At 51.0% G+C, this 16097-nt stretch carries 14 protein-coding genes and 2 tRNA genes; 2 read left to right on the forward strand and 14 right to left on the reverse strand.

Annotated elements, in window-relative coordinates:
• Window positions 1-14: 14 nt before the first annotated feature.
• From NYE29_RS33700 to nrdR, 5 genes are all read right to left on the reverse strand, one after another.
• Window positions 15-1178, reverse strand: a complete 1164-nt coding sequence (locus tag NYE29_RS33700; protein WP_340899454.1) for an SMP-30/gluconolactonase/LRE family protein — start codon at window positions 1176-1178, stop codon at window positions 15-17.
• A 32-nt stretch (window positions 1179-1210) separates the two neighbouring features.
• A complete protein-coding gene (locus NYE29_RS33705) occupies window positions 1211-2134 on the reverse strand; it encodes a zinc-dependent alcohol dehydrogenase family protein (protein ID WP_340899455.1) in 924 nt (307 codons plus the stop codon).
• 1012 nt (window positions 2135-3146) lie between these two features.
• A tRNA-Lys gene (locus tag NYE29_RS33710) sits at window positions 3147-3219 on the reverse strand.
• 10 nt (window positions 3220-3229) lie between these two features.
• Window positions 3230-3305: transfer RNA gene (locus NYE29_RS33715), tRNA-Ala, on the reverse strand.
• 170 nt (window positions 3306-3475) lie between these two features.
• Complete coding sequence (gene nrdR / locus NYE29_RS33720) at window positions 3476-3952, reverse strand: transcriptional regulator NrdR (protein WP_038599232.1); 477 nt, start codon at window positions 3950-3952, stop codon at window positions 3476-3478.
• A gap of 166 nt (window positions 3953-4118) precedes the next feature.
• On the opposite strand from nrdR, the gene NYE29_RS33725 reads away from it, so the two are divergent.
• Entirely contained in the window at window positions 4119-4337 is a 219-nt protein-coding gene (locus NYE29_RS33725; protein ID WP_038588982.1) for an alpha/beta-type small acid-soluble spore protein, read from the forward strand.
• Window positions 4338-4426: 89 nt separating this feature from the next.
• Here the strand turns inward: NYE29_RS33725 and NYE29_RS33730 are convergent, their stop codons facing one another.
• The 9 genes from NYE29_RS33730 to pnpS form a co-directional block, all read right to left on the reverse strand.
• A complete protein-coding gene (locus NYE29_RS33730; protein ID WP_340899886.1) occupies window positions 4427-4990 on the reverse strand; it encodes a lytic transglycosylase domain-containing protein in 564 nt (187 codons plus the stop codon).
• Window positions 4990-5583 carry a dephospho-CoA kinase gene (gene coaE / locus NYE29_RS33735; protein ID WP_340899456.1) on the reverse strand — a complete coding sequence of 198 codons (594 nt, stop codon included), beginning with the start codon at window positions 5581-5583 and terminating at the stop codon, window positions 4990-4992. Before coaE ends, NYE29_RS33730 begins: the two co-directional genes overlap by 1 nt.
• Window positions 5584-5592: 9 nt before the next feature.
• Entirely contained in the window at window positions 5593-6348 is a 756-nt protein-coding gene (locus NYE29_RS33740; RefSeq protein ID WP_340899457.1) for a manganese efflux pump, read from the reverse strand.
• A 184-nt stretch (window positions 6349-6532) separates the two neighbouring features.
• Window positions 6533-7375, reverse strand: coding sequence for a DNA-formamidopyrimidine glycosylase (mutM, locus tag NYE29_RS33745; protein ID WP_340899458.1), 843 nt, complete (start codon window positions 7373-7375; stop codon window positions 6533-6535).
• A gap of 51 nt (window positions 7376-7426) precedes the next feature.
• Entirely contained in the window at window positions 7427-10090 is a 2664-nt protein-coding gene (polA, locus tag NYE29_RS33750) for a DNA polymerase I (RefSeq protein WP_340899460.1), read from the reverse strand.
• Between the two features lie 319 nt (window positions 10091-10409).
• Window positions 10410-11069 (reverse strand): phosphate signaling complex protein PhoU, encoded by a 660-nt coding sequence (gene phoU / locus NYE29_RS33755; protein ID WP_076110645.1) that lies wholly within the window; start codon window positions 11067-11069, stop codon window positions 10410-10412.
• Between the two features lie 68 nt (window positions 11070-11137).
• Window positions 11138-11893 carry a phosphate ABC transporter ATP-binding protein PstB gene (gene pstB / locus NYE29_RS33760; protein ID WP_038588967.1) on the reverse strand — a complete coding sequence of 252 codons (756 nt, stop codon included), beginning with the start codon at window positions 11891-11893 and terminating at the stop codon, window positions 11138-11140.
• A 179-nt stretch (window positions 11894-12072) separates the two neighbouring features.
• On the reverse strand, window positions 12073-12801 hold the full coding sequence (locus NYE29_RS33765) for a response regulator transcription factor (RefSeq protein ID WP_038588964.1): 729 nt from the start codon (window positions 12799-12801) through the stop codon (window positions 12073-12075).
• A 204-nt stretch (window positions 12802-13005) separates the two neighbouring features.
• A complete protein-coding gene (pnpS, locus tag NYE29_RS33770; RefSeq protein WP_076110647.1) occupies window positions 13006-14799 on the reverse strand; it encodes a two-component system histidine kinase PnpS in 1794 nt (597 codons plus the stop codon).
• A gap of 201 nt (window positions 14800-15000) precedes the next feature.
• Between pnpS and NYE29_RS33775 the strand changes: the two genes are divergently transcribed.
• Window positions 15001-16017: a LacI family DNA-binding transcriptional regulator gene (locus NYE29_RS33775; RefSeq protein ID WP_340899462.1), complete on the forward strand. Its 1017-nt coding sequence runs from the start codon at window positions 15001-15003 to the stop codon at window positions 16015-16017.
• The last annotated feature ends 80 nt before the right edge of the window (window positions 16018-16097 follow it).

Raw genomic sequence — 16097 nt, forward strand, 5'->3', positions numbered from 1 at the left:
CCCAGACTCCAACCTTATTTTGTTAAAAGCACGCGATGAACGCCCTTGCTGCCTCCAGGTGCCGTTCCTATATATAAATATCCGTTATGGCTTGCAGCCGTAGTTACGCCATACACTTTGCCTTCCGGATCATGCCAGCTTCCGATAAGTTCTCCCTGCGGACTGAACTCCGCAGCAAGCCCATGCTTCGCCGGTGCGCTTGCGCCGCTAAGCAGCGACTGCGGCACTTTGGCCATGGTACTGGCCAACCAAGGTTTGCTATGCATCTGATCTACAAAAGAAAGACGAGTCGTGAAGATACCGACCCAGAAATGACCTTGGTCATCACGCGTAATGTTGTCTGGAAAGCCTGCGAGATTGTCTGCGAAAATATCAGATGTACCCTCCTTCGGTCCTTTGAGCCAGTATCTGGTCAACTGATAATGATACGATTCTGCCACAAGCACAAAATCTTCATCCGCGGACAAGGCAACCCCGTTTGCAAAATAGAGGCCTTCTAACAGGACGGTCGTCTTCTTGGTCATTGGATCGTACTTCAGCAAACGTCCATGCGGCTTGTTCTCGGCCATTTCTTTGAAGGTCACGCGACCATAATTCGAAGTATCGGAGAAATAAATGGAGCCGTCCTTGGCAATATCTAGCTCATTAGCTAAATAGATCGGCTTGCCGTCCACTTGATCGGCCAATACCTCTATGTTCCCGGATGGGTTTATAGACAGCAGTCCCCTCTTAACATCCGTAACGATCAAATCGCCTTTGGCATCGAATTTAAGTCCATTAGGCGTTCCTTGGGTGTCTGCAAACAGTTGTGCTTTTTGCGGATTGCCCTCTGCATCGAAAGGAACCCTGTAAATTTTCCCGTCTGAATCTCCTGTATATAGCTGGCCTTCTTTATCGAATGTAATGAATTCCGGGAATTGAGGGGCATCAGTAACTAGCTGAGCCGAACTGAGTTTGTTGTTCTGTTGCCACGGACCCGCTTCCTCAAAAGAGGGAGCCGTCGGTGCGGACCATTTTGCCGGTTTGACCGGTGAAGGATAAAGTAAGAAAACGAGTAATCCTACAACGAGCACCGCAAGCAGTGATAGAACCCATCTGGATATCCTAGCACGCAGTGAGCGTTTAGGCCGATTCACGCTTTCAGTAGATTTAACGGAGTTAACTGGTTTATTGGGCATTAGAGCGCCTCCTGTATCATTTTTGAGAGATTTTAGATTTGGACTACGATTTTACCAAAATATTGCTTTCCTTCAGCCAAGAGCGCGATAGCTTCTCCAATTCGTTCTAGAGGGAATACGCGGTCGATGACGGGATGTAAACGATGATGGGCAATCGCCCGATTCATCTTTTCAAAGTGATCCCGGTTGCCGACTTGACTGCCGCGAACCGTTGCGGCTTTGTGCAAGATGCTGGAGACATCGTATTCCGGGATGGTCAAGCCCGATAAGAACCCGACCATACTCACGGTCCCTCCAGTGCGGAGTGCATTTATGGATTTCCCCATCGTAGCCGCTCCTCCAACATCCAGAACATGGTCGACGCCGCCAGTCAGCTCTAACGCTGCCTTATCCCAATCAGGAACCTCCGAATAGTTGATCGTTTGCCATGCGCCAAGAGCTTTTGCTCGTTCCAGCTTGTCGTTGCTGCTCGACGTGATGATGACTCGTGCTCCGGTCAAAAGCGAGAATTGAAGCCCGAAGATGGAGACACCGCCTGTTCCTTGCAGCAGCACAGTATCACCCGCTTGCAAACCACCGTATTCAATTAGCATGCTCCATGCGGTTAATGCCGCGATCGGCAGGGTGGAGGCCTCCTCATAAGTGAGGTGATCGGGAATAGGGACGACTCCGTCTTCATGCAGAACGACATACTCGGCCGCTACTCCGTTCAACGGACCTCCCAGACTTTCTTCTAACACCCCTGGTCTTGGGTTGCCGCCAATGAAGCGTTGTTGAAAATTACCTGCTACTCGTTGTCCGACCTGAAATCTAGTTACGCCTTGTCCAATGGCTACAATTTCTCCCGCTCCGTCTGATAATGGAATGAAGGGGAATTTAACTTCGATCGGCATTAATCCGCCGAGGACCACTAGATCCCGATAATTGAGAGAAGCTGCCCTCATGCGGATCAGCACCTCCTTAGGACCTGGCTATCCTTCACGCAGACGAAGCATGCTTCCAACAAGCCGAAGACTTTGCTTTCGTGTAATGAAACGCGATAACTGCGCCCTTAGATAATTCTGTACACGCGAATTGCTCTCCAATACCGGAAGAAGCTTCCGTACGAGCGCCTATTTCCCCTTATTTGTCATAGTGGTGCCCTCCTTTTTGATACTATGTTATACTATAGAAACACTGTTACCGAAACTCAGAACTATTTTTCGATTTTTTTGAAAGTTAAGTAAAGCGCATTTTACGGTAACAGTGTTTCCTTTAGGTATCATTGTATCCACACGATTTCAGAAAGTCAATATGATTTTTGAGCCTCCATCGTTTATTGACAAGTGAAGGAAGAACTACTGTATACAATTCCTGGTAACAAAAGTTGAAAACCTACCGAGAAGCTCGCATGCAAAATACTGAAAATCTCCGTAGGAGGACACTTGGAGATGTGCAAGCAGCCTATGTGATAGAGGAGTCGAGTGAATCGTTACGGACCGGGGAGCCTTTATTTCTCCAAGAAACGCTGTTTCGTCTATCTTACGGACTCAGATGCAGTTATTAGCTGATGTTCATATGAAATATTGCCTCATGGAGGGGGATAAGCGCAGTATGGTCCGTTAGCTCTGCAATATATGCTGATTAGCGAAAATAAAGTCTGTGGGGTCCGCAAGGAATTCAGGGTAGCAATGGTTAGTCTGAAGTTGGATTTCGGAGTTAGCGGGCAGCCAGCCAATCGTAACTGGTGGTCGACGTTGGCATACAGCGTTGGGAGTGGCAGTCAGCATTAGCATTTGACGTTTGGGGATTTGGACTAGGCAGTTGGCGTTTACCTTTAACATCTGGGGTTCAGAGGTTGAGCTCCGGATTGGATGCACGAGCGGGCTGTTGCCGTTGGCATTTGCAACTCAGAACCCCCCCACTCTCTGCTTATTTCTCCAACTCCCATAAACGGCAAAAAAACGGCATTTCTGCCGTTCTTTAGGATGGACTCTCAGGGGCTCGAACCCTGGACAAATAGATTAAGAGTCTACTGCTCTACCAACTGAGCTAAGAGTCCATATGAAATTTGGTGGAGCCAAGGGGGATCGAACCCCTGACCTCATCGCTGCCAGCGATGCGCTCTCCCAGCTGAGCTATGGCCCCATGTGGCTGATTTAGAACTACAACTATGTATTCTAAAATCCGGACTGAGCTGTTAGCTCCCATCGCTTCGTCATGTTTAAGTTCCGTAGGCGACTTCTATATAATATAAAAAATCGCCTTCGGTGTCAACACTTTTTCAAAAAAAGTTTTTCGGGGTGCGCAAAATGCTTCTACAACCCCTCAAACTCCTCGGTGTTTTTAGAGAGCAGTCCCTTCAGTTCCTTCATAAACATGTTGATATCCTTGAACTGGCGGTACACGGAGGCGAAGCGGACGTAAGCGACCTCATCGACAGGGTAAAGCTGCTCCATGACCAGCTCGCCGATCTGGCGGCTCTCCACTTCGGCTAAGGCGATGCCGCGCAGCGACTTCTCCACCTCGGAGACAATGGACTCCAGGCGCTCTACGGAGACGGGACGTTTCTCGCAGGCACGGATAAGGCCGCGCAGGATTTTGTCGCGGCTGAATTCTTCGCGGCTGCCGTCTTTTTTGATCACGATCAGCGGAGTTTCTTCAATCATCTCAAAGGTGGTAAACCGCTTGCTGCAGCGCTCACATTCACGCCTGCGCCGGATGGACTTATTCTCGTTGGCCGGACGCGAGTCAAGCACTTTCGTATTCGTGTGATCGCAGTAAGGGCATTTCATAAGCCTTAAGTCACTTCCTTTTGCATTAATGGTCGCTTTCCGGTCCGGCAATACGCCGGCTGCCGGTAAGCTGATTTTATTTCCAGAAAACACCGTTTATTTGTTGTTATGAATATGCCATGTCCGGCACATAATACAGTTACCAACCGATAGGAGGTGAACAGCAATGAGCCAAAACAACAGCTCCAATAACCTGGTAGCTCCAAATTCACGCGGTGCCTTGGAACAACTGAAATATGAAGTTGCCCAAGAACTAGGTATCACGCTCTCCCCAGATGGATACCAAGGCAATAAAACTTCTTACGAAAACGGTTCGATCGGTGGTTACATCACTAAACGTCTTGTAACCCTGGCTGAGCAATCACTGGCAGGTCAATACAAATAACCTGTCCCCATAAGCTTGCCTAAAGAAGTATTAAACGGCCCTCAAGGCTGTTTAATGCTTCTTTTTTCGTACAAATACAGTCTTCTCCCTTAGAACTCGCTGTAAATCTCCGTATACTGGTCGTAATAATAAATGACTCGCTGCACATAATGCCGGGTCTCGCCAAATGGTATATCCTTCACGGAAGCCGCTGTACCGTCCCAATTGCCCTTTTCCAGCCAGCTCTTCACTTTCCCGGGGCCTGCGTTATAGGCCGCGATTACAGCGGTACGGTTGCCATCAAACTGGCGGGAAAGCGATGACAAATACCAGGTTCCAAGCTCAATGTTGGCCGATGGCTCCCTCTTCAATTGTTGCAGTGAGACATCGGGAAGCTTGGCCTTTTCAAGCGCCCACTTCGCCGTATCCGGCATAAGCTGCATGAGTCCCAGTGCGCCTTTTTTGGACTCCCGGCCGGTCTTATAGTTCGTTTCCACCCGGATGATGGCCGCCACAAGGAACGGGTCCATATCGTAGGTGATACTGTGCTCACGAATTTCTGCTTTATAATAAATCGGATAAAACCAGGACATCCAGTTGGTACTCAAGAACAGGATTGCAGTGAATCCAACGAATAACAGGAGCAGCACTCTTTTTTTACGCAGCCATTTCATCATAGGCCCAGCCTGTCCCACAATACGGCAACCTGCTGCTCAGTTTGGGCAAGAGTACCGCTGTTGTCGATGATGTAGTCCGCTCTGTTGCGCTTCAGTTCAATATCCAGTTGGGCATCCAGTCTTCCTTGGGCCTGCTCCAGAGACAGCCCGTTCCGCTCCATCAGCCGGTCCAACTGGACCTCCCGGGGAACATAGACGACCACAATTTGCCCGAAAAGGTTGTCCAGCTCCGATTCATACAGCAGAGGGATATCTACAATAATCAACCGCTGCGGGTCTTCTTGTTCCATTGTGTTCATACGGTTTTTGATTTCCTGGCGAATCGCCGGATGCGTCAACTGATTCAGCGCCTGCCGGGCTTCCGGATCATGAAAAACGATCTCCCCCAGCCTGGTGCGGTTCAATGTTCCATCCGGCAGCAGGATTCCTTCTCCAAAATGCAGCACAGCTGCAGCCAGCACCGGATGTCCCGGGAGCATGACTTCTCTGGCGATGACATCAGCGTCCACGAGTCTTGCTCCCTTTTCCACAAACAGTGCGGACACGGTGCTTTTTCCGGAAGCAATGCCTCCGGTTAAGCCCATAATCATGTACTCACCTCATAATAGCTTCATTATTCCCATTGCAATTAACATTAACGCAGGCAGTACGGCAGCATGCTTCATCCAGTAACGTCCAGACAGCTTAAGGCCTGTTCTCATGCCCAGCAGTAGAAAGGTTCCGCTGAACAGGGCGATCATAAGTGAGGTGGATACCGGACTGAATCCCAGCAGTGCAGCCCCAAGACCCGCTCCGAAAGCATCCAGCGACAGTGCTATTCCGAGCAGCATCGCTTCCATGGAGGAAATGCTCCCGGAGGCGTCCATATCGGCCGAAGACGGCGTACGGAGAATCTGGATGACCACCCCGAGATGGCGGAGCTCCAGTGAAAAGACTGCCGCCTTCTGCGCGTCTTTTTCGATCTCACTCACAGAATCCGCAGTCGTATCTGCAAGGTCAGCAGTTGCAGCCTCCCCCTTGGAAGCCACTCCTGACAGCAGTACCGTTCCTGTCTCCCGTCCTCCCGGACTGTGCTCCTTCTCCTTCTGAATCAGCATCTGGACGAGGGACCAGCAGCCCATCAGGACCAGAATAATCGCGCCGATGCTTGAAGCGGCCTGCGGTGAAATCACCTTCGCCAGCAGTACACCGACCTGCATAGAGACACAAATGACTATCCCCGAGCAAAGCGAGATAATCATAATGGAGAGCAGCGGTATTTTCATTTTGCGGAGTCCATATGTAATGCCTACACCAAAACCGTCCAAGCTCAGGGCAAAAGCCAGCAGCAGCAATGAAAACAAGGGGCTGAGCACCCGCAATCCCTCCCGTGAAGAACCGGCAGCCCGTGCGGAACGTTCCGCGGGCTCCGTTCGCTTTATTGAGCATTCTTCACACAGTATATGGGCGGGACAGACAGTCGGTGCCTCGCTTTTGCAGCAGCATGAACAGCAGTGGTGTATGATGCCTGTAAATCATCTCTTGCTCTAGTGCGATGCCCTACTTAACTGCCGCAGCCAAAGGCTGGCAGCTTGGGCAAATATGAGTGCCCCGGCCGCCTACAACACTCTTCTCAATGAGTGTACCGCAGGTGGCGCAGGGCTGGTCCTTGCGTCCGTAAATGAGCAATTGCTGCTGGTAGCTGCCGCTTTCTCCCTGGCCATTGACATACGACTTCACAGAGGAGCCTCCGGCATTCACCGCCTCAGTCAGCGTTGCCACAATCGCATGATGCAGCTTGTTCAACTGCTCTTCCGTAAGCGCCTTCGCGCTCACCTCAGGGTGAATTCCGGCGCGGTGCAGCGCCTCATCTACATAAATATTGCCGATGCCGACCACATATTCCTGATTCAGCAGCAGCGGCTTGATTTTGGTGTTTTTGCCGGAGACAATTCCCTTGAATCTCTCCACTGTAAAGGAAGGATCAAGCGGTTCCTGCCCCAGCTTGCTCAGCGGCTTAAGAAGAAGATCCTCACCCGGCTGGAATAAATGCATGGTACCAAACTGACGCACATCCGTATAACGCAGCTCGGTGCCGTCGGTGAAATGGAAGATGACATGCGTATGCTTGTCCAGCGGCTCATCTCCCTGGAAAAGACCGTACCGGCCCTCCATCCGCAGATGGGAGACCATTACCAAACCATCAAATACAAAACGCAGAAACTTGCCTCTGCGCTCCACATGAACCACGCTATGGCCTGCCAGCATATGGGCAAAAGCCTGAGTATCGTCCGGACGCTGGATAATCCGCGGCAGCCGGACGGTGACATTCTCTATCTGCTTGCCTTTAATTAATTCATTAAGTGTTCTCTTGACTGTTTCTACTTCCGGCAATTCCGGCATAATAGCTCACCTCTCCTCCATTATACCGGAATTGCCGGGCCTGCGGGGATTCTATTTCGCCTCATACCAGTTACTTCCATAACTTACCTCTGCTTTCAGCGGCACAGAGAGCGTGAGCGCGCCGGCCATAACCTTGGGCAGCAGTTCCTTCATCAGCTCAAGCTCATCTTCCGGCACCTCGAAGACAAGCTCATCGTGCACCTGCAGCAGCATGCGGCTCTTCAACCCGCGCTCATACAGCGCCTTGTCCATATGGACCATAGCCAGCTTGATAATGTCTGCAGCCGTCCCTTGAATTGGGGTATTCATCGCCGTACGTTCGGCAAATGAGCGCAGATTAAAGTTCTTCGCATTGATCTCCGGCAGATAGCGGCGGCGTTCCAGCAGCGTGGTTACATAACCTTGCTTGCGGGCATCAATCACGATATCGTCCATGTAGCGGCGTACACCCTCATATACTTCAAAGTACTGCTCAATAAAATGTGATGCTTCCTTGCGGGAAATCCCCAGGTTCTGCGACAGTCCGTAATCACTGATGCCGTACACAATGCCGAAGTTAACCGCCTTGGCGGACCGGCGCATGTTGCTGTCTACCTGGTCAGCCGTGACTCCGAACACATCCATCGCTGTCTTGGTATGAATATCCATATCATGCAGAAAGGCTTCCTTCATCCGCTCATCACCGGAAATATGTGCCAGCACGCGGAGTTCGATCTGCGAGTAATCTGCCGCCAGAATTGACCAGCCCGGTTCGGACGGTACAAAGACCTTGCGGATCTTGCGGCCTTCCTCCAGCCGGATCGGAATGTTCTGCAGGTTCGGAAATTGGCTGCTAAGCCTTCCTGTTGCGGCAATGGTCTGCCGGTAGAAGGTATGAACCTTACCGGTCACTTCGGAGACTTCTTTGAGCAGCCCCTCTACATAGGTGGACTGGAGCTTGGCGATCGAGCGGTATTGCAGGATCAGACGCACCACATCATGATAAGGGGCCAGTTTCTCCAGCACCTCGGCATCAGTGGAATAGCCTGTTTTGGTCTTCTTGACGACAGGCAGACCCAGCTTCACAAACAGGATTTCCCCGAGCTGCTTAGGCGAATTCAGGTTGAACTCGGTTCCGCATATCTCGTAGATTTCAGCAACCAGCTTGGAAATCTGGGCTTCGAATTCTTTCCCCAGCTCTTTAAGATCTTCTTTATTGACGGCAATTCCCTGTTTTTCCATATCGGCAAGAATGCGCGACAGCGGCATTTCGAGATCTTCGAACAGTCCGGTCATTGCCGTCTCGGTCAGCTCCTGCTGCTGCTTCTCGACGATACCAAGCACGGTAGCGCTTTTGCGCGCCACATGATTGCCGAGGATTTCAAGCTCCGGTATTTTATATTTGGCGCCTTTGCCGAACACCTCTTCATCCGGAGATAAGCGGGGCAGGCCATATTTGGCGGTAAGATCATTCAGGTTCTGATTCGCTTCCGTCGGATCCAGCAGATACGCAGCAAGCTGCACATCATCGGCTGCTCCGGCAAAAGGAATCCCCTGCCAATGCAGCGCCAGGTCGGCGCGGTGCAGATCGTAACCGCTCTTCGGTGCCTTGCTGTCTCCCAGCCAGGCCCGCAGCGGAGCTGCAGCATGGCTCTGCAGCAGTGCAAACGGCACGAAGTAATGCCGCTCCGGCGAAGACAGGCCAAGGCCAATCACTTCTGCACGGTGCGGGTTCTCACCGTTTGATTCCACATGTAGCGCGGAAATGCCCGGGAGAGCGGAGATCAAGTCCTCCAGCTCACTTTCACCGACGATGGTAATATCCAGGACGGCAGCTTCAACCGCTTCAATAGCTCCATCACTGCTGGGCGAATAAGCGCTCAGCGACAGGCGCTCAAGTAGGGATTTGAATTCCAGCTTGGCGAGTGCCGGGCCGGCGGTATCCCCCTTAATTCCGGTGAATTCCATATCCTCCCAGGCATGCTCCAGCGGAACCTCGCGGTAGATCGTTGCCAGCTTCTTACTCATCACAGCACTGTCCGCATGTTCCTCCAGCTTCTCTTTCATCTTGCCCTTCAGCTCGCCGGTTCCGGCCAGCACGCCTTCGACCGAACCGAACTGGTGCAGCAGCTTAAGTGCGGTCTTCTCGCCTACGCCAGGCACTCCGGGAATGTTATCACTGGCATCGCCCATCAGCCCCTTAAGGTCGATGATCTGCTCCGGCGTCAGATCGTATTTCTCGCGGATTTGCTGCGGCCCGTACAGCTCGACTTCTGTAACGCCCTTACGGACCAGTGCCACCGTCGTATACTCAGAGGCCAGCTGCAGCATATCCTTGTCCCCGGACACGATCATTACCTGGCGTCCGGCTTCATCAGCCTCACGCGAGATGCTGCCGATAATATCGTCAGCTTCGTAACCGGAAATCTCAAACTGCGGCACCCCCATATCACGCAGCAGGTCCTTCAGCATCGGAAACTGCTCGGAGAGCTCCGGCGGTGTCTTTTGACGGCCGCCCTTATAATCCTCATACCCTTCATGCCGGAATGTAATCTTCCCGGCATCAAATGCAACGATCAGATGACTCGGCTTATGCTCCTCTATTAAACGCAGCAGCATTGTCGTAAATCCGTATACCGCATTTGTCTGCTGCCCCGCCGTATTCGTCAGCGGCGGCATGGCGAAAAATGCGCGATAAATGATGTTATTTCCATCGATTAGTATCAACTTGTCCACTATAGCACCTCGCCTTTATCTTGCTTACTCCCTACATAGTAACATATGCCCCGCTCAAAAAAGAACCAAGACATCCGAAATGAACTGCGGATTCTACCGGTAAAGCAAGTTCCTGCCTGCTAATTAGAGAAAGCGCCCGAAGTTTATGTATTTAATGTAGGATTTCCATTATTACCCTTGCTAAAACCGCTTAGCTTCTAAATAAAATGAAAAAAGCAGCAAGCCTCCAGTACAGGAGCTTGCTGCTTAGTAGGTACACGCAAAATTCATCCGGAGCTGCTGTACAAGGTCAGCCAGCACCGGCTCTATCGTGCCTTCGTTATTGATTCAGATCCGGGCGTTTGCCTGTTACGAGATAAACCACACTTTCACCGATGTTGGTGGCGTGATCGGCAATCCGCTCGATATAGCGTCCAACCAGCGTCAACAGCATCGCCTGATTCAGCGATTCCGGCTTTTCCACCATATAAGTGTACAGTTCATTAATCGTTGCACTGTACAAATGATCGACCTGGTCGTCATCCTGGGCCATCTTGTACGCCAGATCGGTGTTCTCATCCAGATAGGATTGAATCGCCTCGTCGATCATGACGGCCACAATTTCAGCCATCCGCGGAATATCCACCAGCGGTTTGATCAATTGCTGGCCCTGAATGCGCAGCGTAACCTTCGCAACATCCAGTGCCAAATCACCCATACGCTCCAGATCGCTGGATATTTTGAACGCAACAATAATTCGGCGCAGGTCCTTGGCTACGGGCTGCTGGGTGATAATCAGCCGCGAACCGATTTCCATTATTCTGTCTTCCATGGCATTCAGCCGTAAATCGGCTTTGACGATTTCTTGTGCACGTACGGTGTCAAGAGTCTGCAAAGCTACGATTGCACCTTCCAGAGCATCCGTTACATGCTCGCCCATCTGCTGCAGCAGACTGCGTAGTTCTTCCAGATCTTTATCGAATTCTTTTCTGCGAATCATAATAAAAGCGATCCTCCTCAAAAACGTATGGTCAGCTTGTCATTTCCAGGCACGGGTCCCTGTGGGGGTTAGCCGAAGCGGCCGGATATATAATCTTCTGTGCGGGAGTCCTTTGGATTGGAGAACAACAGTTCTGTATCCGCAGCCTCTACAATTACACCGTTCAGGAAAAACACGGTTTTGCCCGACACCCGGGCCGCCTGATGCATATTATGTGTGACCATAACAATGGTGTACTTATCGCGCAGCTCCTGTACCAGTTCCTCAATCTTCAGTGTGGATACCGGGTCAAGCGCGGAGGTTGCCTCATCCATCAGCAGAATATCCGGTTGTACCGCAAGCGCTCTGGCAATGCAAAGACGCTGCTGCTGTCCACCGGACAGGCTAAGTGCAGATTTCTTCAGAAAATCCTTAACTTCCTCCCAAAGCGCGGATTGCCGCAGACTTTGTTCTACGAGTTCGTCCAGCTCCGCTTTGGCGCGGACGCCATGCAGACGGGGGCCGTAAGCCACATTGTCGTAGATCGACTTGGGAAATGGATTAGGCTGCTGGAATACCATGCCGACCTGCTTGCGCAGGCTCTCCACCTCAACCTCGTCGCTGTAAATATTTTTGCCGCTGATGTTCACTTTACCTTCAATACGTGTTCCGGGAATCATGTCGTTCATACGGTTTAGTGTGCGCAGTAATGTAGATTTACCACAGCCGGAGGGACCGATAAAAGCTGTCACCTGTTTCTCCGGAATCTGCAGATCCACAGCCTTCAGTGCATGAAAAGACTCATAGTAGAGATCAAGTTTCTCTATGTCAATGATGGATTTCATTAGTTTTTGCGTCTCCTTCTCATCATCTTCGTTCCCCATGATAAGCTTTCAGTGTAAATACAGTTGAAGAGAATTGTTAACGCAGTGTAAAATCGGTAACAATCGTCCCGTTTTCACGAAATGCCGGTGATCTTATTATTTCATTTCTTTGTATATTTTAAAAAAAGAACACCGTCATTTCAAATGACAGGCGCTCTTTTCTTGCTAACTACCAGTTTGTAACCTACACCGCGAATCGAATCAATATGGACCGATTCCGGATCAAGCTCCAGTTTCTTGCGCAGTGAGCTGACGTGGACATCCACCGTCCGCTGTCCGCCAATATAATCAAAGCCCCACACGGCATTCATCAAATCATCGCGCGTCAGCACCACGCCCGGCTTGCGAGCCAGATACAGCAGCACCTCAAATTCCTTGGGCCGCAGATTAATGCTGACTCCGCCCAGAGAAACCTCATACCGTTCAGGGTAAATCTCCAGCTGTCCCAGAATAATCGTTGATGCCGATACAACAGCTTCCGGCTGGACTTCTTCGGCAAGTCCGGAGATCCGCCGGAGTACAGCGCTGACCCGGGCAAGCAATTCCGATACACCAAAAGGTTTAGTTATATAATCATCAGCACCGGATTTAAGGCCGCGGACTACATCCTCTTCGGCATTTTTGGCAGTCAGCACGATAACAGGCGTACGGATGCCTTGTCCGCGCAGTTTATCAAGAATATCAATCCCGTTCATTCCCGGAAGCATAAGGTCCAGTACGATCAGGTCAAAAGGTTCTCTAGTCGCACGGTCATATCCTGCCGTTCCATGATCCTCCACCGTCACTTCATAACCTTCCTGCGTCAAATTATAGGACAGCAGCCGTGCCAGCGTCGGTTCGTCTTCAATGACAAGCAATCGTTGTGCCATAGGTTCCCCCGTCTTCATATGTTTTTAAATTTACAAATCAGTTCGCAAGCCCATCATATCACCGGAATGTTAACTCGGTGTAAAATCTTAAAGACTTCTGAATTTTTAAAAAGAATTCAATTCCATAGTAAACCTTGAAGGGCTCACTGGCAAATTTGAAAACGCACTGCCGGGAGCGTGTCCAGCTGTAAACGGGGCTTCATCCTATTCTGCCTGCTCCTGCAGCAGCGGCAATTCCAGAATAAACGAGCTGCCGATGCCGAGATCACTCTCCACCGTAATCGAACCGCGATGCAGCTCCACCAGATGCTTCACGATTGACAATCCGAGGCCGGTTCCGCCAGAGCTTCTCGATCTCGCCTTATCCACCCGGTAAAAGCGTTCAAAAATCCGCGGCAAATCCTTGCGGGGAATGCCCATGCCGGTATCGCTGACGGTAAAGACAACCGTTTCCGTGCCGTCCGCTTTATGGCCGTTGACGACGGTTACTTTCACACTTCCCCCATCATGCGTGTAATTGATTGCATTGGAGAGCAGATTCATAAAGATCTGGCGCAGCTTGTCTTCGTCACCCTCGACGAACAGCTCGTTCGGCACATTTGCACTGAGGCTGATTTTTTTCTTTTCTGCCACTTTGCTGAGCGTCCCCAGTACGGAATCAAAAAATTCAATTAAATGGACAGGAGAGCATTCGAGCTGCACGCGCTTCGATTCGATTTTGGACAATTCCAGAATATCCCCGATTAACCGGTTCAACCGTTCATTCTCATCATAAATAATCTGCAGGAAAGAACGTGCCGTCTTCTCATCCGTAACGCCGCCTCCAAGCAGGGTCTCGGCAAATCCTTTTACCGCAGCCACCGGTGTCTTCAGCTCATGTGAGACGTTGGCCACGAACTCACTGCGCATCTTCTCCAGACGGCGGATTTCCGTCACCTCCTGCAGCAGGAACAACATGCCCCGGTAAGAGCCATCCTGCATCATCGGCACGCCGTCAAGCCGGACGATCCGCTCGGCCGGGTTATAAATGCTCCGCTCCTCGTGGATTGCCTCCTTACGGGTAACTCCCTCGTCAATCAATCGGGTAAGCTCATAATGATGCTTAATTTCCTTGTAGGAATAACCGGCCATTTCACTGTTCTTCACGTCCAGCAGATGTTCCGATGCCCGGTTCAGCAGCGCGATCTCGCCCTCCGCATTGATCATCACAATGCCGCCGGTCATATTATCCAGCACGCTCTGCAGCAAATCCTCGTTGTCACGGATCGTCTTCAGCTGGGTCTGCAGGCTGTCGGCCATGGCATTGATTGCTGTGGCAAGCTGACCGATCTCATCCTTACGCTTCATCGGCACTCGGGCATCATAATCCAGGTCGGTAATACGCCGGGCCACTCGTGTAATCTGCTCCAGCGGAGAGGTCATGCTTGAAGCCACCTTGTAGCTCACCAGGGTTGCTGCAATAAACAGCAGAACCAGTCCCCCGGCCATAATCAGCCAAGCCCGGCTGAGTCCTTCCGTCACCGCGTTCAGCTCCATGGAGAGCCGGATATAACCGTCGAACCCCTGATCCGAGACTACAGCTCCGGCTACATACAGCATTTGCCGGTCGAGTGTATCACTGTAACGGATCGCCCGTCCGATTCCTTCCTTGGCGGCCAGCACTTCCTCCTCACGGGTGGAGTGATTGTCCATTTGCAGCGGATCCTTCTCCGAATCGCCGATAACCTTGCCGTCCTTGGTAATGAAGGTGATCCGTGAATTGGTCAGCTTAGAGATATGCTTGGCCTGCTCCGTATAGAAATTCAATGCGCCGGAGCTGTTCATATCGGCAAACTGAAGCGTTCCGGAGAGCAGCTTTATTTCCCGGGACATGTTTTCCTCCAGGGCCGCAATATGGGAGTCTTTAAACAATTGGGCCATGGTAAGTCCGGCGCCGATCATGGAAATCCCGATCATAGTCATCAGTATAAAAGTAAGCCGGATACGAAACGGTTTCATCTGAAAATCCTCTTCCTTGTCATTATGTCATTGAGAACATCCTACCTCCATTTTGGCTAAAATACCAGTTCTCCAGGCAATTATCAACGCAGTGTAAAAATAGGACAGCATGTGCTTCCAGCAGAGACGTAAAACATTAAGGCTCCACCCGATTTATGGTATTATCATTACAAAACCTGTTAAATTCGAGAGGGAAATCTAATGAAAGTAACGATTTCGGATGTTGCAAAAGCCGCCAATGTCGCCAAGTCTACTGTCTCCAAGGTACTGAACGATTCTCCGAAAATTTCGCAGGACACCAAACGCAGAGTCCGTGAAATTATGAAACAAATGAACTATACCCCGAGCAGCATCGCCACCGGTCTTGCCAGGCAGAGCAGTAATACCGTGGGGCTGCTGGTTGACATGTCCAAAGGAAGCGAATTTCTGAATCAATTCTTCTATAACATTATAGGTGGAATAGAGAGCGTGATCGGTCCGCTGAAATATGAGCTGACCCTCTGCAATGTGCAGCATAATGATGAAGAAGGAGATTTCCTGAACAGACTGGTCTACAATCAGCGTGTCGACGGAATTATCGCTAACAATTCAGTTCTGACGGAAGAACTGTCCGCGCAGCTCGATCAGCTTGGATTTCCCTACATCTCCATTGGCGAAAGCAACGATCCGGCCAGCTGGGTGGATTTCGATAATGAAGCCGGCGGCAGAATGCTGACACGCCACCTGCTGGAGCAGGGCTACTCCCAGCCCGCTTTCATTGGCGGAGAGCCGCATGAGCGAATCTTCACCTCCCGCTTAAACGGCTATCTTAAGGCTTTGAACCAGGCAGGCAGGTCCGCCCCGGAAAGATTAATTGTGAATGGGCAAGCCGACGAGCATGAAGGCTACCGCGCCGCCATGCAGCTTCTGCAGGGTGGTGACCGGCCCGACTGCATCGTATGTATGACCAATTATGTCGCCTTCGGCGTGCTAAGAGCCGCCCGCGAGCTAGGCATCGCAATCCCCGCACAGCTCGGTGTGGCCGCTTTTGATGAATATCCTTTCTCCCGATACACCACACCTCCCCTGACCTCATTGAATATAGATACCTTCAAGCTTGGGGTAACCTCCGGCCAATGGCTGATGGATCTTATCCAGAGCAAAAATACGGGATCACGACAGCTGCTGCTGGAACCGGAGCTTATAGCCCGGGAATCCACGTTAAGACATCTAAGCTAGAAATTGCGCAAGCGGAGACGGCTTTGCCGTCCTCAAAAGGACGGTATCCGGTTCAGAGAGAAATAGAAGGATAATTTATA

Origin of the sequence: Paenibacillus sp. FSL M7-1046, from assembly GCF_038007405.1 — a bacterium.
Classification (GTDB): Bacteria; Bacillota; Bacilli; order Paenibacillales; family Paenibacillaceae; genus Paenibacillus_AQ.

Coding starts and splice junctions, on each gene's coding strand:
- NYE29_RS33725 (WP_038588982.1), top strand. CDS start 4,119: ATGAGCCAAAACAACAGCTCCAATAACCTGGTAGCTCCAAATTCACGC.
- NYE29_RS33765 (WP_038588964.1), bottom strand. CDS start 12,801: ATGGCACAACGATTGCTTGTCATTGAAGACGAACCGACGCTGGCACGG.
- NYE29_RS33700 (WP_340899454.1), bottom strand. CDS start 1,178: ATGCCCAATAAACCAGTTAACTCCGTTAAATCTACTGAAAGCGTGAAT.
- coaE (WP_340899456.1), bottom strand. CDS start 5,583: ATGATTATGGGCTTAACCGGAGGCATTGCTTCCGGAAAAAGCACCGTG.
- pnpS (WP_076110647.1), bottom strand. CDS start 14,799: ATGAAACCGTTTCGTATCCGGCTTACTTTTATACTGATGACTATGATC.
- NYE29_RS33775 (WP_340899462.1), top strand. CDS start 15,001: ATGAAAGTAACGATTTCGGATGTTGCAAAAGCCGCCAATGTCGCCAAG.
- mutM (WP_340899458.1), bottom strand. CDS start 7,375: ATGCCGGAATTGCCGGAAGTAGAAACAGTCAAGAGAACACTTAATGAA.
- nrdR (WP_038599232.1), bottom strand. CDS start 3,952: ATGAAATGCCCTTACTGCGATCACACGAATACGAAAGTGCTTGACTCG.
- pstB (WP_038588967.1), bottom strand. CDS start 11,893: ATGAAATCCATCATTGACATAGAGAAACTTGATCTCTACTATGAGTCT.
- NYE29_RS33730 (WP_340899886.1), bottom strand. CDS start 4,990: ATGAAATGGCTGCGTAAAAAAAGAGTGCTGCTCCTGTTATTCGTTGGA.
- phoU (WP_076110645.1), bottom strand. CDS start 11,069: ATGATTCGCAGAAAAGAATTCGATAAAGATCTGGAAGAACTACGCAGT.